This is a genomic window from Streptococcus oralis subsp. oralis, assembly GCF_000960035.1.
In the GTDB taxonomy this organism is placed as follows: Bacteria; Bacillota; Bacilli; order Lactobacillales; family Streptococcaceae; genus Streptococcus; species Streptococcus oralis_G.
Genome location: NZ_JYGR01000005.1, coordinates 1,100,403 through 1,121,092, shown reverse-complemented (window position 1 = coordinate 1,121,092; position 20,690 = coordinate 1,100,403). Strand labels below are relative to the sequence as shown.

13 protein-coding genes are annotated in these 20,690 nt (G+C 41.9%); all 13 read left to right on the top strand.

Annotated elements, in window-relative coordinates; all coding sequences use genetic code 11:
* The first annotated feature begins 54 nt into the window (after window positions 1–54).
* Entirely contained in the window at window positions 55–1,428 is a 1,374-nt protein-coding gene (locus TZ92_RS08690) for a UDP-N-acetylmuramoyl-tripeptide--D-alanyl-D-alanine ligase (RefSeq protein WP_033630079.1), read from the top strand.
* Window positions 1,415–2,026, top strand: coding sequence for an NUDIX hydrolase N-terminal domain-containing protein (locus TZ92_RS08685; RefSeq protein WP_033630078.1), 612 nt, complete (start codon window positions 1,415–1,417; stop codon window positions 2,024–2,026). Before TZ92_RS08690 ends, TZ92_RS08685 begins: the two co-directional genes overlap by 14 nt.
* A 90-nt stretch (window positions 2,027–2,116) precedes the next feature.
* A complete protein-coding gene (locus tag TZ92_RS08680; protein ID WP_033630077.1) occupies window positions 2,117–2,821 on the top strand; it encodes a YwaF family protein in 705 nt (234 codons plus the stop codon).
* Between the two features lie 215 nt (window positions 2,822–3,036).
* Window positions 3,037–4,407: a cell division protein FtsA gene (gene ftsA, locus TZ92_RS08675; protein ID WP_000196346.1), complete on the top strand. Its 1,371-nt coding sequence runs from the start codon at window positions 3,037–3,039 to the stop codon at window positions 4,405–4,407.
* A 16-nt stretch (window positions 4,408–4,423) separates the two neighbouring features.
* Window positions 4,424–5,680, top strand: a complete 1,257-nt coding sequence (gene ftsZ / locus TZ92_RS08670; protein WP_033630076.1) for a cell division protein FtsZ — start codon at window positions 4,424–4,426, stop codon at window positions 5,678–5,680.
* A 3-nt stretch (window positions 5,681–5,683) separates the two neighbouring features.
* Window positions 5,684–6,355: a YggS family pyridoxal phosphate-dependent enzyme gene (locus tag TZ92_RS08665; RefSeq protein WP_033630075.1), complete on the top strand. Its 672-nt coding sequence runs from the start codon at window positions 5,684–5,686 to the stop codon at window positions 6,353–6,355.
* A gap of 9 nt (window positions 6,356–6,364) precedes the next feature.
* Window positions 6,365–6,895, top strand: a complete 531-nt coding sequence (locus TZ92_RS08660; protein WP_000053367.1) for a cell division protein SepF — start codon at window positions 6,365–6,367, stop codon at window positions 6,893–6,895.
* The gene (locus TZ92_RS08655; RefSeq protein WP_000576501.1) at window positions 6,895–7,155 is read left to right on the top strand and encodes a YggT family protein; all 261 of its coding nucleotides are present in this window, start codon (window positions 6,895–6,897) and stop codon (window positions 7,153–7,155) included. Before TZ92_RS08660 ends, TZ92_RS08655 begins: the two co-directional genes overlap by 1 nt.
* A complete protein-coding gene (locus TZ92_RS08650; RefSeq protein WP_033630074.1) occupies window positions 7,152–7,943 on the top strand; it encodes a YlmH family RNA-binding protein in 792 nt (263 codons plus the stop codon). Before TZ92_RS08655 ends, TZ92_RS08650 begins: the two co-directional genes overlap by 4 nt.
* A gap of 8 nt (window positions 7,944–7,951) precedes the next feature.
* Window positions 7,952–8,206 carry a DivIVA domain-containing protein gene (locus TZ92_RS08645; protein WP_000028988.1) on the top strand — a complete coding sequence of 85 codons (255 nt, stop codon included), beginning with the start codon at window positions 7,952–7,954 and terminating at the stop codon, window positions 8,204–8,206.
* Window positions 8,207–8,222: 16 nt separating this feature from the next.
* Window positions 8,223–9,017: a DivIVA domain-containing protein gene (locus tag TZ92_RS08640; protein ID WP_033630073.1), complete on the top strand. Its 795-nt coding sequence runs from the start codon at window positions 8,223–8,225 to the stop codon at window positions 9,015–9,017.
* 251 nt (window positions 9,018–9,268) lie between these two features.
* Window positions 9,269–12,061, top strand: a complete 2,793-nt coding sequence (ileS, locus tag TZ92_RS08635; protein ID WP_033630072.1) for an isoleucine--tRNA ligase — start codon at window positions 9,269–9,271, stop codon at window positions 12,059–12,061.
* 295 nt (window positions 12,062–12,356) lie between these two features.
* Window positions 12,357–20,669, top strand: a complete 8,313-nt coding sequence (locus tag TZ92_RS08630) for a ZmpA/ZmpB/ZmpC family metallo-endopeptidase (RefSeq protein ID WP_033630071.1) — start codon at window positions 12,357–12,359, stop codon at window positions 20,667–20,669.
* The last annotated feature ends 21 nt before the right edge of the window (window positions 20,670–20,690 follow it).

Below are 20,690 nucleotides of genomic sequence, written 5' to 3'. Positions count from 1 at the left end.
TCACTGCAAGGTGAGTCGAGTTCTCGGACTTCAACCCTTTTTAAAGGAGTAGAAATGAAATTAACAATCCATGAAGTTGCCCAAGCTGTTGGAGCTAAAAATGATGTTAGTCTTTTTGCGGACGTTCAGTTAGAAAAAGCTGAGTTTGACAGTCGTTTGATTGGGACAGGTGATTTGTTTGTGCCACTCAAAGGTGCGCGTGATGGTCATGACTTTATCGAAACAGCTTTTGAAAATGGTGCAGCAGTAACCTTGTCTGAGAAAGAGGTTGCAAATCATCCCTACATTCTAGTAGACGACGTTTTGACTGCCTTTCAAACCCTCGCAGCCTACTATCTTGAAAAAACGGCAGTTGATGTCTTTGCCGTTACGGGTTCAAATGGAAAAACGACGACCAAGGATATGTTGGCACATTTATTGTCAACAACCTACAAGACCTACAAAACTCAGGGCAATTACAATAACGAAATTGGTCTTCCTTACACAGTTCTTCATATGCCAGATGATACTGAAAAGTTGGTCTTGGAAATGGGACAGGATCACCTAGGAGATATCCATCTTTTGTCTGAATTGGCTCATCCTAAGACAGCCATTGTGACCTTGGTTGGAGAGGCTCATTTGGCCTTTTTCAAAGACCGTTCGGAGATTGCTAAAGGGAAAATGCAAATTGCTGATGGTATGGCACCAGGTTCTTTGCTTTTGGCACCAGCTGACCCGATTGTAGAGGACTACTTGCCTACAGATAAAAAAGTGATCCGTTTTGGGCAAGGAGCTGAGTTAGAAGTCACAGACTTGATTGAGCGCAAGGATAGTCTGACCTTTAAGGCTAATTTTTTGGAACAAGCCCTCGATTTGCCAGTGACAGGTAAGTACAATGCCACCAATGCTATGATTGCTGCTTATGTGGCTCTACAAGAAGGAGTGTCAGAGGAGCAAATTCATCAGGCCTTCCAAAATCTGGAATTGACGCGTAACCGTACTGAGTGGAAGAAGGCAGCCAATGGAGCAGATATTCTGTCTGACGTATACAATGCCAATCCAACTGCTATGAAGTTGATTTTGGAGACATTCTCTGCCATTCCAGCTAATGAAGGGGGCAAGAAAATCGCTGTCTTAGCAGACATGAAGGAACTTGGTGACCAGTCTGTTCAGCTCCATAACCAGATGATTTTGAGCCTCTCACCAGATGTGCTGGATACCGTGATTTTCTATGGAGAAGATATTGCAGAATTGGCTCAACTTGCCAGTCAAATGTTCCCAATCGGTCACGTTTACTACTTCAAGAAAACAGCTGACGAGGACCAATTTGAAGACCTAGTCAAGCAGGTTAAGGAAAGACTCGGTGCCAATGACCAAATTTTGCTCAAAGGATCGAACTCCATGAATCTAGCCAAGCTGGTAGAAAGTTTAGAAAATGAATGCAAGTGATTTTACCAAGTATCTGCAAAGAATGCTAGCCATTACGGATACTGGATTAACCTTTACAAAAGATCCTTTCGACCGTGAGCGCTACGAGGACTTGCGAATCCTGTTATCTGAAATGTTGAATCAGGTATCAGACCTCGATGCAGAAGAAGTGGCAGAAGTCTTGAAACCAACGTCCGCTTATGCAACTCCTCTGATGGACGTCCGTGCTTGGATTGTTGAGGATGAAAAAGTCTGTTTAGTTAGAGGAAAAGGGGAGGATAGTTGGGCTTTGCCAGGTGGTTTTGGTGAAGTTGGCTATTCTCCAACCGAAAATATTCTTAAAGAAATTGAAGAAGAAACCGGCTTTACAGCAAAAGCTGAAAGGTTACTTGCAGTTTTTGACACCAATCGTTTCCAACTGCAGAGCAAACAATATGCAAAGTTTGTCTTTGAATGCCAACTTCTTGATGGACAATTTCAAGAGAATCAAGAAATTGCTGAGCTTCAATTTTTTGCCATTGACCAATTGCCAGCCTTATCTGAAAAACGCATCACAAAAGAACAAATGGAGATTCTTTGGCAGATTCATCAAGGACAAAGAGACCAATATTTTGACTGAGAAGATTATTATCGTATTTCTGAATTCATTTTTTTCTATTGGCATGGTATAATATGTGAGAAGATTTTGAAATATAATGAGGAATATTAAATGAATTTATGGGATATTTTCTTTACGACGAAAGCCACAGAACCACCCCAATTTGATCTTGTCTGGTATGTAAGTATATTTACTTTATTAGCTTTGACCTTCTATGCTTCTTATCGCTATTACGATAAAAAAGTCTATCAACGTTTTTTCCAAATTTTACAAGCTGTCCAGTTGATTCTTCTCTATAGTTGGTACTGGGGAAATCACATGCCGCTGTCAGAAAGTTTACCATTTTATCATTGTCGTATGGCGATGTTTGTAGTGCTATTACTTCCTGGTAAGTCAATGTACAAGCAATATTTTTCTCTACTTGGAATTTTTGGAACGCTGGCAGCTTTTGTTTATCCAGTACCAGATGCCTATCCTTTTCCCCACATAGCCATCCTGTCTTTCATTTTTGGTCACCTAGCTCTTCTAGGGAATTCTTTGGTTTACTTATTTAGACAGTATGACTCTAGATTATTGGATGTTAAGCGGATTGTTTTATTAACCTTTTCACTTAATGCTCTAATTTTTGTGGTTAATTTAGTGACTGGAGGAGATTATGGGTTCTTGACAAAGCCACCATTGGTTGGTGATCATGGCTTAGTTACTAATTATCTGATTGTGTCGCTGGTATTAGCTACAGCTATTAGTTTGACCAAGAAAGTATTAGAAGTTTTTTTAGAGCAGAAAGCAGAAAAAATACTTGTGAAGAAAGCTTAAGTATAAGCTTTCTTTTTTTGTAAAAAACGATACTTTTTTAAAGTAAGGCTGTTAAGATAAAAAAATAGAAATAAAAAGTGAAAAATGACTAGGAAATTTATCAAAATCTAAGCACAATAAGATTTTTTGTGTTATAATATTCTTTGAATAGCTATGCCCAAACATAGTTATTAAATAGAAGTGAGAAACTTGGAAGACAGAGAGGATGCGATGTAATGACTAGAGATGGTTTTTTTACAGGCTTAGATATCGGAACTAGCTCGATTAAAGTGCTAGTAGCTGAGCATAGAGATGGCGAAGTAAATGTAATTGGTGTTAGTAATGCCAAAAGTAAAGGTGTAAAAGACGGAATTATTGTTGATATTGAAGCAGCTGCTTCAGCAATCAAATCTGCAATCACACAGGCAGAAGAGAAAGCGGGTATTTCTATTAAGTCTGTTAACGTTGGCCTTCCAGCAAACCTCTTGCAGGTTGAACCAACACAAGGAATGATTCCTGTAACTTCAGATACTAAAGAAATCACAGATCAAGATGTTGAAAATGTTGTCAAATCAGCTTTGACAAAGAGCATGACTCCTGACCGTGAAGTGATTACCTTTATTCCAGAAGAATTCATCGTGGATGGATTCCAAGGCATCCGTGACCCTCGTGGTATGATGGGTGTTCGTTTGGAAATGCGTGGTCTGCTTTACACAGGTCCTCGTACAATTCTACACAATCTTCGCAAGACAGTTGAGCGTGTAGGCATTCATGTTGATAATGTGATTATTTCACCTTTGGCAATCGTGAACTCCGTTCTCAATGAAGGTGAACGTGAATTTGGTGCGACTGTCATTGACATGGGTGGAGGTCAGACTACTGTAGCGACTATCCGTAACCAAGAATTGCAGTTCACTAACATCTACCAAGAAGGTGGAGATTACGTTACTAAAGACATTTCTAAAGTCTTGAAAACTTCTCAAAAAATTGCAGAAAGTTTGAAACTGAACTATGGTGAAGCTTACGTTCCACTTGCAAGTAACGAAACTTTCCAAGTTGAAGTAATTGGTGAAGTAGAACCTGTTGAAGTAACAGAAAGCTATTTGGCAGAAATTATCTCAGCACGCATCAAACATATCTTCGACCAAATCAAACAAGAGTTGGAAAGAAGACACTTGTTGGATTTGCCAGGAGGTATCGTCCTTATCGGTGGAAATGCAATTTTACCAGGAATTGTTGAATTAGCTCAAGAAGTATTTGGTGTTCGCGTAAAACTCTATGTACCAAATCAAGTTGGAATTCGCAACCCTGCATTTGCGCACGTGATTAGCTTGTCTGAGTTTGCTGGTAAATTGACTGAAGTCAATCTTCTTGCTCAAAAAGCAGTTAAAGGAGATGAATTCCTTCGTCAAAAACCAATCAACTTTGGCATTCCAAATCAACGTTTGAATCCTGTAGCGCAACCAAGTCCAGCACAAACAGCTCCAGCTGAAACCGTGCAGGAAGCTCCAGTTGCTCCCAAGGAAGAATTCCAAGCAAGTTCTCAAAGTAAACCGAAGCTAACAGAACGTTTCCGTGGTTTGATCGGAAGCATGTTTGATGAATAAAAGAGGATAAGAAATTATGACATTTTCATTTGATACAGCAGCAGCTCAAGGCGCAGTTATTAAGGTAATTGGTGTCGGTGGCGGTGGTGGTAATGCCATCAACCGCATGGTTGACGAAGGTGTTGCTGGTGTAGAATTTATCGCAGCCAACACTGATGTACAAGCTCTTAGCAGTACGAAAGCAGAAACAGTTATCCAACTTGGTCCAAAATTGACTCGTGGTTTGGGTGCTGGAGGTCGTCCAGAAGTTGGACGTAAGGCTGCAGAAGAAAGCGAAGAAGCTTTGACGGAAGCAATCAGCGGTGCAGACATGGTCTTCATCACTGCTGGTATGGGTGGAGGATCTGGAACAGGTGCAGCTCCAGTTATTGCACGTATTGCTAAAGATCTTGGTGCCCTTACAGTTGGTGTTGTGACTCGTCCTTTCGGATTTGAAGGAAGCAAACGTGGTCAGTACGCTGTAGAAGGAATCAACGAACTTCGTGAGCATGTTGATACTCTATTGATTATCTCAAACAACAACTTGCTAGAGATTGTTGACAAGAAAACACCACTTCTTGAAGCACTTAGTGAAGCAGATAACGTTCTTCGCCAAGGTGTTCAAGGGATCACTGACTTGATCACGAACCCAGGATTGATTAACCTTGACTTTGCTGACGTGAAAACTGTAATGGCAAACAAAGGGAATGCCCTTATGGGTATCGGTATCGGTAGTGGTGAAGAACGTGTTGTTGAAGCAGCTCGTAAAGCAATTTACTCTCCACTTCTTGAAACAACTATCGATGGTGCAGAGGATGTCATCGTCAACGTTACTGGTGGTCTTGACTTGACCTTGATTGAAGCAGAAGAAGCTTCAGAAATTGTCAACCAAGCAGCTGGCCAAGGTGTAAACATCTGGCTTGGAACATCAATTGACGAAAGCATGAAGGATGAAATCCGTGTTACTGTTGTAGCGACAGGTGTTCGCCAAGAGCGAGTGGAAAAAGTAGTTGGAGCTCGTAACAACCAACCAGTTGGACGTCCATCAACTAAAGCTCCACAAGCGCACACATTTGACCGTCAATTCGACTTGGAAGAGACAGCAGAATTGCCTAAATCAAGCCCACGTCGTTTTGAAACAAACCAAGCCTCTGCTTTTGGAGACTGGGACTTGCGTCGTGAGTCTATTGTTCGCCAAACAGATCCAGTTGTTTCACCGGTAGAACGCTTCGAAACACCAGTTTCACAAGATGAAGATGAATTGGATACACCTCCATTCTTCAAAAATCGTTAATCAATGAATTTGAAAAAAAATACTGAATTAGTTTCTCAGCAAATAGCTGATGCTAGTCAAGAAGCCAACCGTGCTCTAGATGCTGTTTCAGTAATCGCAGTGACAAAGTATGTAGATGTACAAACAGCGGAAGCCTTGCTTCCGCTTGGTGTCCGTCATATAGGTGAAAATCGAGTTGATAAATTTTTAGAAAAATATCAGGCCTTGAAAGATTACCCAGTTACTTGGCATTTAATAGGAACACTACAGAGACGGAAAGTGAAAGAAGTAATCCCATATGTGGATTACTTTCATGCTTTAGATTCCCTTAAGTTAGCCCAGGAAATTCAAAAGAGAACAGATCATGTTATCAAGTGTTTCTTGCAGGTCAATATTTCTGGGGAAGAAAGCAAGCATGGGTTTTCAAAAGAAGAATTGCTAGAACTTTTGCCAGAATTGGCTAAGTTAGATCAGATTGAGTATGTTGGTTTAATGACCATGGCTCCTTTTGAGGCAGACAGTGATGAATTGAAAGAAATTTTCAAGGATACGCAGGCTCTGCAAGCAGAAATTAGAGAAAAACAAATCCCTAATATGCCGATGACAGAGCTAAGCATGGGAATGAGTCGTGATTTTAAAGAAGCGATTCAGTTCGGCTCAACCTTTGTTCGAATCGGTACAGCATTTTTTAAATAGGAGAGAGCTATGTCTTTAAAAGATAGATTCGATAAATTTATAGATTATTTTACAGAAGACGGAGAAGAAACGACTAACTACCAGACTCAACAAGAGGAAACAGTTAGCCCAGCCATCTCATCTTCTAAAGAATTACCAGCACCTGCTCAGTCAGGATCAGCAAAAGATGCAAATATTACTCGTCTTCATGCGCGTCAGCAAGAATTGGCAATGCAAAGCCATCGTTCAGATGAGAAAGTGACAATCGACGTTCGCTATCCAAGAAAATATGAAGATGCAACTGAAATTGTAGATTTGTTGGCTGGCAATGAAAGTATTTTGATTGACTTCCAATACATGACAGAGGTACAAGCCCGTCGTTGCCTTGATTACTTGGACGGAGCCCGCCATGTCTTAGCTGGGAATATGAAAAAAGTTGCGAGTACGATGTATCTATTGACGCCTGTCAACGTTGTCGTGAATATTGAAGATATCAAACTTCCAGATGAATCACAAAGCGCTGAGTTTGGTTTTGATATTAAACGAAATAGAGCAAGATAATGATTTTCTTAATCCGTTTAATCCAAAATGCGGTTAGCATTTATTCCATCATTCTCGTTGCATTTGCTCTTCTTTCATGGTTTCCAAATGCCTATGAAAGCCAACTAGGTCGCTTAGTTATCAGACTTGCTCGCCCAGTTATTGAGCCACTTCGTAAGCTCAATCTACAATTTGCTGGTCTTGATTTTACGGTTTGGGCAGCGCTGATTTTGATTCAGTTTGTTGGAAATCTCTTAACACGACTAGTCCTATTACTATGACAGTAAATCGAGCCATTTATCAGCATTTTTCCCAAGATGATATTCCCTTTATTGATAAGGGGTTAGAGTGGATCAAGCGGGTAGAAGATACCTATGCGCCGGTACTTACTCCTTTTATCAATCCCCATCAGGAACAGATCTTGAGGGTGCTAGCTGGGACATATGGACTGGGTTGCCAAAGTAGTGGTGATTTTCTTCCGACAGAGTCGGTTCGAGTTCTTCTCTATCCAGATTACTTTGAACCGGAGATATCAGACTTTGAAATGGCCTTGTTGGAAATTTGCTATCCGAGTAAGTTTGAGCAACTGAGTCATGGAAAAATATTGGGAACAATCATCAACCAACTAGGGATTGACCGGAAATTATTTGGTGATATCTTGGTAGATGAAAAGAGAGCACAGATTTTTGTCAATCGTGATTTCATTCCTCTTTTTCAGGATGGAATAAGAAAGATTGGCAGACTTCCTGTATCGCTGGAGGAACGTCCTTTTACCGATAGGATTTTGTCTAAAATTGATTATAGAGAACGAGAAATTTTAGTTTCAAGTTTTCGATTGGATGCCCTCTTATCAAGTGCCTTGAAATTATCTAGAAATCAAACTAGCCAACTGATTGAGAAAAAATCTGTCCAGGTAAATTATCATGTGATTGAAAAATCTGATTACCAGGTTGCAGTTGGAGATTTGATCAGTGTGAGAAAGTTTGGTCGTTTGAAAGTTGTCAAAGACAATGGTCAGACCAAAAAGGATAAGAAAAAACTAACAGTCCGGCTACTTTTAAGCAAGTGAGAAGAAATATGTCGATTACACCACAAGAAATAAGTGATAAAGCTTTCTCAAGAACATTCAGAGGCTACAATCAGGAAGAAGTTGACCTCTTTCTTGATAAGATTTACTTTGAATTAGAGGAGATGATTCGATACAAAGATGAAACTGAACTCTATATCAAAAAACTAGAAGAACGTCTTTCCTATTATACGAATGATATTCCTAAGAGAACAGTAACAAGCGAGCAAGAACCAGAAGCAATTAATGATTCTATTTTTTATTAAGTAAGTGAGGAAAAGTATGCCAATTACATCGTTAGAAATTAAAGATAAAACCTTTGGCACAAGATTTAGAGGTTTTGACCCAGAAGAAGTAGACGAGTTTCTTGATATCGTTGTTCGTGATTATGAAGACTTGGTTCGTAGTAATCACGATAAAGAGACACACATCAAAAGTTTGGAAGAACGTTTGTCTTACTTTGATGAGATGAAGGATTCCTTGAGTCAGTCAGTTTTGATTGCTCAAGATACAGCTGAGCGTGTCAAACAAGCTGCTCAAGAACGTTCAAACAATATTATTCAACAAGCTGAACAAGATGCTCAGCGTTTGCTTGAAGAAGCGAAATACAAGGCAAATGAAATTCTCCGTCAGGCTACAGATAATGCGAAGAGAGTGGCTGTTGAGACAGAAGAGTTGAAGAACAAGAGCCGTGTATTCCATCAACGCCTCAAGTCTACGATTGAAAGTCAATTGGCTATTGTCGAGTCATCTGATTGGGAAGATATTCTTCGCCCAACAGCTACTTACCTTCAAACAAGTGATGAAGCCTTTAAAGAGGTGGTGGGTGAAGTTCTTGGTGAATCCGTATCTTTACAACCAGAGGAAGAACCAATTGATATGACTCGTCAATTCACTCCAGAAGAGGTAGCAGAGTTGCAAGCTCGTATCGAGGCTGGCAATAAAGAATTGGCTGAATTCGAAGCCCAACAAAATCAACATACAGAAGAACTTGTCCAGCATGAAGAGTCAGTTGAAGTAGAAGCTACTGCAGCAACTGAGGAAGATGCAAACAAAGAATCTGTTCTTATCCTATAAAAAATGTGAGAACAAGATCGAACCAACTATATTTTCAGCGAGCGGGAGATGGTGAGAGTCCTGCAATCCCTAGTGGTTAGATTATCCTCTCAATGAATCCAGTCCGAAAACAGTAAGACTGGACGTCCCCCACGTTACGGGAAAAGAGGAAAAGAGACACGGTCTTTTTTCGAACAAAGGTGGTACCACGATTTTCGTCCTTTTTGCGAATCGTGGTTTTTATTTTGTCATTTTAAATTAAAGGAGTAACAATGAAACTTAAAGAAACCCTTAATCTAGGAAAAACAGACTTTCCTATGCGTGCTGGTCTTCCAACCAAAGAACCAGTTTGGCAAAAAGAATGGGAAGAAGCAAAACTTTACCAACGTCGTCAAGAATTGAACCAAGGAAAACCGCATTTTGTCTTGCATGATGGCCCTCCATACGCAAACGGAAATATCCACGTTGGACATGCCATGAATCATATCTCAAAAGATATCATCATTCGTTCTAAGTCTATGTCAGGTTTTAACGCACCTTATATCCCAGGTTGGGATACTCATGGTCTGCCAATCGAGCAAGTTTTGGCAAAGCAAGGTGTTAAGCGCAAAGAAATGGACTTGGTTGAATACTTGAAACTTTGCAGTGAGTACGCTCTTTCTCAAGTTTATAAACAACGTGATGATTTCAAGCGCTTGGGGATGTCAGGTGACTGGGAAAATTTATATGTGACTTTAACTCCAGACTATGAAGCAGCCCAAATCCGTGTATTTGGTGAGATGGCTAATAAAGGCTATATCTACCGTGGTGCAAAACCAGTTTACTGGTCATGGTCATCTGAGTCAGCCCTTGCTGAAGCGGAAATTGAATACCATGACTTGCTTTCAACTTCCCTTTACTATGCTAACCGTGTCAAAGACGGAAAAGGTGTCCTAGATACAGATACTTATATCGTAGTCTGGACAACAACTCCATTTACCATCACAGCTTCTCGTGGGTTGACTGTTGGTGCGGATATTGATTACGTAGTCGTACAACCAGCTGGTGAATCTCGTAAGTTTGTGGTTGCTTCAGAATTGTTGAACAGTTTGTCTGAGAAATTTGGCTGGGCTGATGTTCAGGTCTTGGCGACTTATCGTGGGCAAGAATTGAATCACATTGTGACAGTCCACCCTTGGGATACGGCTGTAGATGAGTTGGTAATCCTTGGTGACCACGTTACAACAGACTCTGGTACAGGTATTGTCCATACGGCTCCAGGTTTTGGTGAGGATGACTACAATGTCGGTGTTGCCAACGGCCTTGAAGTTGCTGTAACAGTTAACGAACGCGGGATTATGATGGCAAATGCTGGCTCTGACTTTGAAGGTCAATTCTACGACAAGGTTGTACCAACTGTTATCGAGAAACTTGGTAATCTTCTCCTTGCCCAAGAAGAAATCTCTCACTCATATCCATTTGACTGGCGTACCAAGAAACCAATCATCTGGCGTGCTGTTCCACAATGGTTTGCCTCTGTATCAAAATTCCGCCAAGAAATCTTGGACGAAATTGAAAAAGTGAAATTCCATACAGAATGGGGTAAAGTGCGTCTTTACAACATGATTCGTGACCGTGGCGACTGGGTTATCTCTCGTCAACGTGCTTGGGGTGTTCCACTTCCTATCTTCTATGCTGAAGACGGAACACCAATCATGACAGCTGAAACCATCGAGCATGTGGCTCAACTCTTTGAAGAACACGGGTCTATCATCTGGTGGGAACGTGATGCCAAAGACCTCTTGCCAGAAGGATTTAGCCACCCAGGTTCACCAAATGGTGAGTTCAAAAAAGAAACAGATATCATGGACGTTTGGTTTGACTCAGGTTCATCATGGAATGGTGTTTTGGTCAATCGTCCAAATCTGACTTACCCAGCAGATCTTTACCTAGAAGGTTCTGACCAATACCGTGGTTGGTTCAACTCATCACTTATCACATCTGTTGCTAACCATGGCGTAGCTCCTTACAAACAAATCTTGTCACAAGGTTTTACCCTTGATGGTAAAGGTGAAAAGATGTCTAAATCTCTTGGAAATACCATTGCTCCAAGCGATGTTGAAAAACAATTTGGTGCAGAAATCTTGCGTCTCTGGGTAACAAGTGTTGACTCAAGCAACGACGTGCGTATCTCTATGGATATCTTGAGCCAAGTCTCTGAAACTTACCGTAAGATCCGTAACACCCTTCGCTTCTTGATTGCCAATACATCTGACTTTAACCCAGCTCAAGACGCAGTGGCTTACGATGAGCTTCGTTCAGTTGATAAGTACATGACCATCCGCTTTAATCAGCTTGTCAAGACCATTCGTGATGCCTATGCGAACTTTGAATTCTTAACCATCTACAAGGCCTTGGTGAACTTTATCAACGTTGATTTGTCAGCCTTCTACCTTGACTTTGCTAAAGATGTTGTTTACATCGAAGGTGCCAAATCACTCGAACGCCGTCAAATGCAAACAGTCTTCTATGATATTCTTGTGAAAATTACCAAACTTTTGACACCAATTCTTCCTCACACTGCGGAAGAAATCTGGTCCTATCTTGAGTTTGAAGCTGAAGACTTCGTTCAATTGTCAGAATTACCAGAAGCTGAAACTTTTGCCAACCAAGAAGAAATCTTGGATACATGGGTAGCCTTCATGGACTTCCGAGGACAAGCTCAAAAAGCCTTGGAAGAAGCTCGTAATGCAAAAGTAATCGGTAAATCACTCGAAGCCCACTTGACAGTTTATCCAAATGAAGTGGTGAAAACTCTTCTTGGAGCAGTAAACAGCAATGTAGCTCAACTTCTAATCGTGTCTGAATTGACCATCGCAGAAGGTGTAGCTCCAGAGAGTGCAGTTAGCTTTGAGGATGTAGCTTTCACAGTTGAACGTGCTGCAGGTGAAGTATGTGACCGTTGCCGTCGTATCGATCCAACTACTGCAGATCGTAGCTACCATGCAGTCATCTGTGACCACTGTGCAAGCATCGTAGAAGAAAACTTTGCGGATGCAGTTGCAGAAGGATTTGAAGCGAAATAATCAGATTAGGAATATGTCTTCTCATAGTTTAAGATGAGAGGAAAGGTAAAAGAGAGAAAGTCATTTCTCTCTTTTTTTGCTGGTAAAAGCTTAGGATAAAGATGTAGAAATTCAACATTTGTAGGAAAAGTTTTAAGTTGATTTTCTGAGATTTTTTTAAAAAGAGAGGTCGTTTTTTGGTACTTTTCAAAAGCTTGTGTTGCTTCTAAAAATCGCGACAAATAATTTGAATAATCAAGTGAAATTAGGTAGAATAGAAAGGATTGAATAATATATTGAAGAGGAAATTTTGAGAATGAAACATCAGTTTTATGGAGAAAAACGACAGCGCTTTTCTCTCAGGAAGTTGTCCGTTGGGCTCGTTTCGGCGACTATTGGAAGCTTCTTTTTGAATGGGCAAATGGCTGGGGGCTTGACTTCTGTGAAGGCAGCAGAAATTCAAAGTCAGCAGTCTGCTCAGATTAAATACCACTACGTAGTGGAGTCTGAATTGACGGAGGCAGAGAAGAGTGCCTTGATAAGGGAGATTCCAAAGTATGTTGAGGATGCTTCAGAGACCTATTACTTAGTTTATCGTCCGACTACTCAAGGGGATTCATCTGGAGTATTGCCTAAGACAGGTCACTCCGGCCTTTGGGAATCAACTTTTACAGCGATGGGTCTTGCATTACTAGTGCTTGTAGTAGTTAGAGGCAGGAATGGGAAGAGGTATTTATCTTCTATCTTGTTGGTAACTGGAATGGGATCCATACTGCTATCTCCAACAGTCTTAGCAGTGACGAATATCGAGCTCGCTGCATATAATCAAAGTCTTAACTTGGGTCTTAGAGATGCACTGCCAGCGCCATTGAAAATTGACGGTTACGACTATATCGGTTACTTAAAGAATGAAGAACAAAATGATAGTCATTTAGCTCATTCTGCTCTGAAGGAAAATCTGACACTTGATTTAGAGAAAGAGAAGGGAAGTGAACTTAAGCCGAGTGAAACAAATCCTGATATGAAAGAGATTGTTTCGGATAAGGGTGATGCTTTAACTGAGGAAGAAAGAGAAGCTATAGCGGCTAAGGAAAGAGAGTCTGCTCGTCTAAGCACCGTTTATGACTTGCCAGAACTAAAAATTAGTGAGCAGGAGTCAGTTCAAGAACTTCCTTATCAGACAAAATACCAATATTCCGATGAATTGGCTCAAGGGCAATCAAAAGTTATACAATCTGGTGTTCGAGGTCAACGTACAGTAGTGACTCGTCATTTTCGTAAGGATCAAGAAATCGTAAAAAGCGAAATGATTTCTGATCAAGTGACGCTTGAACCTGTTTCTGAAATTATTTTAGTTGGAACAGCTCCAACTAACTCGATACCAAAAGAAACTCCAGTTCACGAAGTTCCAGAATTGGCAGAATATGGCACAACTCCTGAGACAGCGCCAGTTCACGAAGTTCCAGAACTGACGGAATACGGTACAACTCCTGAAATAGCGCCAGTTCACGAAGTTCCAGAATTGACAGAATATGGCACCAGTCCAGAAACAGCGCCAGTTCACGAAGTTTCAGAATTGACAGAATATGGCACCAGTCCAGAAACAGCGCCAGTTCACGAAGTTTCAGAATTGGCAGAGTATGGCACTAGTCCCGAGACATCTCCAGTTCAAGAGATTCCAGAACTAACGGAATATGGGACAAATCCTGATACAGCACCAGTTCACGAAGTTCCAGAATTGGCAGAGTATGGCACCAGTCCAGAAACAGCGCCTATTCATGAGAATTCTGAGTTGGAATTGACTACAAATGATGAGGTTAGAATAGAAAAGATTGATTTTTCTATTGACGAGCAATATACAGATGAAATTCCAGAAGGAAGTCGTCAAATCACAACTCCGGGTGTCCAAGGTGAACGTACGATTAAGACCCGAGTCTACAGTTCCAATGGTCAAGTTGTCGACCGTCAAGAGTTATCTAATGAAGAAACCTTGGCTCCGGTAACACAAATTGTCAAAGTCGGCACAGCTAAGCCAACTATGGTACCGAATGAAGCTCCGAAAGCAGACGTTCTGCCAGAGTATCCGCTAACTTACACTGACGAAATTCGCGTTGAGAAGATTAACTTCACAATTCGTGAAGAAGAAACGGATGAGCTTGTTCGAGATGCTCGTCAGATTGCAACTCCGGGTGTCCAAGGTGAGCGTACCATTAAGACTCGCGTATATAGCTCTAACGGTCAGGAAATCGATCGTCAAGAGTTATCTAATGAAGAAACCATGGCTCCCGTAACGCAAATCGTCAAAGTCGGCACAGCTAAGCCAACTATGGTACCAAATGAAGCACCGAAAGTAGACGCTTTGCCAGAGTATCCGGTGACTTATACCGACGAAACCCGCGTAGAGAAAATTGCGTTCAATATCGAGGAGCAATATACCGATGAGCTAGTTCAAGATGCTCGTCAAATCACAACTCCGGGTGTCCAAGGCGAACGTACCATTAAGACCCGTGTCTACAGTTCTAACGGTCAAGAGGTTGACCGTCAAGAACTTTCGAATGAAGAAACCATGGCTCCCGTAACACAGATTGTTAAAGTCGGAACTGCTAAACCAAGCATGGTACCAAGCGATGCACCGAAAGCAGACGCTCTGCCAGAGTATCAGCTAACTTATACCGACGAAACTCGGGTTGAGAAAATTAACTTCACAATTCGTGAAGAAGAAACGGATGAGCTTGTTCGTGATGCCCGTCAAATAACAACTCCAGGAGTCCAAGGCGAACGTACCATTAAGACTCGTGTCTACAGTTCTAACGGTCAAGAGGTTGACCGTCAAGAACTTTCGAATGAAGAAACCTTGGCTCCCGTAACACAGATTGTCAAGGTCGGCACGGCTAAGCCAAACATAGTACCGAACGAAACACCAAAAGCAGACGCTCTGCCAGAGTATCCACTGACATATACCGATGAAACTCGCGTTGAGAAAATAGCCTTCAACATCGAGGAGCAATATACGGATGAGCTAGTTCAAGATGCTCGTCAAATCACAACTCCGGGTGTCCAAGGCGAACGTACCATTAAGACCCGAGTCTACAGTTCCAACGGTCAAGAGGTTGACCGCCAAGAGTTGTCTAATGAGGAAACTTTGGCGCCCGTAACACAGATCGTCAAAGTCGGAACTGCTAAACCAACCATAGTACCGAATGAAGCACCGAAAGCAGACGCTCTGCCAGAATATCCACTGACATATACAGATGAAACGCGCGTAGAAAAAGTCAACTTTAGCATTCGTGAAGAAGAAACGGATGAGCTTGTTCGAGATGCTCGTCAAATCGCAACTCCGGGAGTTCAAGGTGAGCGTACGATTAAGACCCGTGTCTACAGTTCCAATGGTCAAGTTGTTGACCGCCAAGAACTTTCGAATGAAGAAACCTTGGCTCCGGTAACACAGATCGTCAAAGTCGGAACTGCTAAACCAACCATAGTACCGAATGAAGCACCGAAAGCAGACGCTCTGCCAGAATATCCACTGACATATACAGATGAAACGCGCGTAGAAAAAGTCAACTTTAGCATTCGTGAAGAAGAAACGGATGAATTGGTTCGTGATGCCCGCCAAATCACAACTCCAGGAGTTCAAGGTGAGCGTACCATTAAGACCCGTGTCTACAGTTCCAATGGTCAAGTTGTTGACCGCCAAGAACTTTCGAATGAAGAAACCTTGACTCCAGTAACGCAAATCGTCAAAGTCGGAACGGCTAAGCCAACCATGGTACCGAGCGAAGCACCAAAAGCGGAAGCTCTGCCAGAGTATCCGCTAACTTACATTGACGAAACGCGCGTAGAGAAAATAGCCTTCAACATCGAGGAGCAACATACGGACGAATTGGTTCAAGATGCTCGTCAAATCACAACTCCGGGAGTCCAAGGTGAACGAACTATCAAGACTCGCATTTACAGTTCTAACGGTCAGGAAATCGACCGTCAAGAACTTTCGAATGAAGAAACCCTAGCTCCAGTAACGCAAATTGTCAAAGTCGGAACTGCTAAACCAACCATGGTACCGAACGATCCACCGAAAGCAGACGCTTTAGAAGAGTTCGATTTAATTTCACTGCATAATCTCTTGGCAGAAGCGGATCAGATTAAAGATCAGGCCCGTTATTTCAACGATAGTCAGAGTCATCAAACTAACTATGATGCTGCTTTGACGGCTGGTCAAGCGATTCTGAGCCAATCCCAAGCCAGCCAAGCAGAAGTCAACCAACTGGTGGAACAAATCAATCAAGCCAAGGCGCAATTAAGTGGTCTTGAAGTTGTTAAAACAGCTCTTCAGACTGAGTACGATTTAAATCCAACGGTTAAAACTTCGGTTAAATATAAGAATGCGGATTCAGATAAGCAGACAGCTTATACTGACGAATTGACCAAGGCAGAGGGAATTTTGAACAATCAAACTGCTACACAAGTGCAAGTCAACCAAGCTCTTGTTAGCTTGACAGCAGCCAAAGAAGCACTAAATGGAGTGCCTAAAGTCAAGCCGACTGTTTCCATTCTAAGTCTGACTGAGAATGCTGATGATAAGTCGGTGACGGTCCAATATAGATTGGAAGACCAGACCCAGTCCTTCCGTTCAGCGACTGCAGAATTGTACCAGGGAGATCAGCTGATTCGAACTCTTCCAATTACCAACTTTGCTGGCAGCTTGAAAATTGGCGACCTAGACTACTACACAGGCTACACTCTAAAAACCAAGTTGACTTATGAACTGGATAATGGCAGCTTTACTGAGTTTGAAACAGACAGTCGTAACTTTGAGCTAGAATACAAGAAGATTGCCTTCCGTGATATTGATTCCGTTGAGTTTTATCATAAAGAAAACGACCAATACAAGCGCTTTGTATCGATGAGCTCCATGCCTACGGATCTGTCTACCTACTTCGTTAAGATCAAATCAAGCGAATCCAAGGAAATTCTCCTACCAGTTCATAGCATTTCTGAAGCAGAGAAAGATGGCAAGGCCGTCTATAAGCTTAATGTAACCCTTCCTGAACTCGTCCAAGAAAGTGAGACGGGCTATAAGTCTGGGCACGATTTCTATATCAGTAAGGCAGTCCCAAGTCAGCAAAATGTCTACACTAGCTTTGCTGGATTGGTAGACGCTATGAAGCGAAATATGGCAGGAAATTATGTTCTGGGAGCTGATTTGGATGCGAGCGAGGTCAACCTAGCTCCTGCGGATTATGTCTACCTCAAAGGGAACTTCACCGGTAGTCTGACAGGTAGTCAAAATGGCAAGCAATATGCGATTTACAATCTAGCCAAACCTTTATTTGAAAACCTCAAGAGTGGATCTGCCATTTCCAATATCGACTTTAAAGATGTGAATATCGTGGGTACCTATGACTCAGCAGCACTTGCACGCAATGCGGAGAATGCGCGAATCACAGATGTTTCTGTTCAGGGGAGAGTATCGGTAGTAGGCAACGCCTCTAACGTAGCGGGTCTAGTAGTTAATGGAACCAATACGAAAATTACCAATAGTTCCTTTACGGGTACCATCCTATCTAACAGTCAACACATCAAAGCTTATAATGTAGGTGGTTTGGTTGCAAACCTTAAAGGAGGAGAGTCTCTTCTTAGCCAAAGTAAAGCAGATGTAACGATTATTAGTGGTGCTCGATCAAATGAACAACGTATCGGTGGTTTGGTTGGACGTCTAGAAAACAATGCTCGAATTACCAAATCTTATGTGGCAGGAAAACTATATAATTCAACCACTAACGGTCAAATCGGTGGAGTGGTCGGCTCGAACTACTTTAATGGTTTAGTTGATAATGTTATCAGTAATGTTAGCGGTACAAATGTTTACAGTATTTCTGGGGATCAGGGCTACAAAAACGACCGCATTACGCAAGCATATAAAGTTGCTAAAAGTGAAACCTTGAAAAACGATCAGTTTGTTACTTCTACAATTACTCAAGAAGAAATGGAAGAAAAACTGACTGCTATGGACATCACGACTAGCCTAGATGACACGAATCTAAATATGCGTTTTGTCGACTATGGTGAGGTAAACAATGCTCAATTTGACCGCGGATATTCTTACGCAAATATGGAGAAACTGCTTCCTTTCTACAATAAAGAAACCATTGTTTCGTTTGCGAACAAGATTCCGAAAGAGCATAAGTTGAACAAGGAGTACCTACTGGATGTTGTTCCGATGAAGGGTGACCAGATTATCACTGATATCCATAGCAATAAAACAGCAATCAATCGTTTGATGCTGCACTATATGGACAATACTATTGACTACCTAGAAATATCTTATCAGGGAGATTTCGTCAACCAAGGTATTGCTGAGTATAGGATGAAGGGATTAGACCTTCTTTATACTCCAGAAGCTTTTGTATCAGATTATACTAGTATTCTAAATCAAGTGTTGTCAGAGCTGAACAAGGTTGTTCTTGATTCGCCAGCTATGCGTACAGCTCTCGGAGTAGCAGCAGACACTTCTTTGGATGAACTATACTTAGACACTGCATTTACGCAGGTGAAAAGCAAGCTATCAGGTGAGCTTCGCAAAGTGCTAGCTATGGATAAGGCTATCAATACTGAAGGTGAAGTAGTTAAGGATTATCTTGTTAAGAAGATTCTTGCTGATAAAGAAGCTTTCCTATTAGGTCTGACTTACCTTAACCGTTGGTATAATATCAACTATGACAACTTTAATGTTAAGGACTTGTCGGCTTACAAGATGGATTTCTATGGTAAGAATGACGTTTCGGTTCTTGATACAATCATTGCTTTAGGGAAATCAGGACTTGAGAATCTCAAGGCTAAGAACAACTATACAGCGTATGATAATTCGCTCTCTGAAGCAACTGGCAAGCGAGGACTCTTCAATTACCTTGAAGGCTACCGTCAGCTCTTCCTACCATACAAGACCAATAATGAATGGCTCAAGACCAATACAAAAGCCTATATTGTTGAGGCTAAGTCCGATGTGCCAGAAGCGAGAAAGCTTCAGGACGCAGCCGAGGGCAAGAGCAAGTACTCTGTCGGTGTGTACGACAAGATTACTGCAGATAATTGGGAACACAAGGGCATGCTCCTGCCACTCTTGACTATGACGGAGAAGGGTGTCTATGCTATCTCTAATATGTCTACCCTCTCTATGGGAGCTTATGATCGCTACCGCCTGGATGCCAATAACAGAGTGCGCACAGACGCTGAGCTAGCCGAGTATGTCGAAGACAGAGTGAGAAAAACAGCTGAATACCAGCGCGACCACTATGATTTCTGGTACAAGATTCTGAGTCCAGAAAGCAAGGACAAGCTCTTCCGTTCGGTTCTGGTGTATGATGGATTCTCATTGGTTGACAAGAATGGTCAAAGATACTGGGCTCCAGCTAATGATAAAAAATCACAGGCTATGCAGGAATTCTTTGGACCAGCTGGCAAGTGGTATCCAAGCAAGGGATATAATGCCTATGCTACGGGTAGTGTAACTCACTTTGATGCTGCTAAATTGTTGGAAGACTATGGAAACTCTGTCTACACCCATGAAATGACCCATAACTCTGACGGTGCAATTTACTTTGAAGGTTATGGTCGTCGTGAGGGACTAGGTGCGGAACTCTATGCTCGCGGACTCTTGCAATCTTCGCCGAGCGCAGATGAACCAACTATTACGCTCAATACTCTCTTCAAGGTGGATAAGGATTCTAAGACACGTATGCATACCTATAATTTCAAGGAACGTGTTCAAAATGAAGCAGACCTGCAACACTATGTCCATGGTATGTTTGACATGATCTACACCTTGGACTATCTAGAAGGTACTTCTATGCTGAAGCAGAGTGATGCTGCCAAGTTACAGTGGTTCAGGAAGATGGAGAATTACTATATTACAGATAAGTATGGCAAGGAGACCCACGCTGGTAACCAGACGCGAAGCTTTACTGCTGAGGAAATCAAGCAACTGAAGACCTTTGACTCCCTGATTGAAAATGATGTGATCACTCGTCGGGAGAATAAGGAAAGTGGGAAATATGGTCGAAATGGCTACCTCAGTCTCAGCCTCTTCTCACCAATTTACTCAGCCTTAAGCAATCCAAATGGAGCACCAGGTGACGTTATGTTCCGTCGCACAGCCTATGAATTACTAGCAGCCAAGGGCTACCATGACGGATTTGTCCCTTATGTTTCTGGTCAGTACTCTCAGGAAGCTTTCGATGAAGGCAAGAAAACGTGGGACGGATGGTCTGGAAGAGATGTTGGTCTCGTGACGGACCAGAAAGTCTTGGAAAATGTATTTAAAGGTGAATACACCTCTTGGGCAGCCTTCAAGAAGGCCATGTATAAGGAGCGAATTGATCAGCTGACCAAGTTGAAGCCAATCACCATTGAGTACGAGCTTAAAAATCCAAACAGTACCAAGAAAGTAACCATTCGTTCTTATGCAGAGATGCAGCAATTGATGGATGCAGCAGTAGCAGAGGATGTACGCAACATTACCAATGCTACTAGCCGTGTCGAAGCTAGCTGGGTCAACCTGCTCAAGAAGAAGATTTACAACGCTTATCTTCGTGAGACAGACGACTTCAGACAGTCTATTTTCAAGAAATAAGGAAACGATTCTGTTTGATTA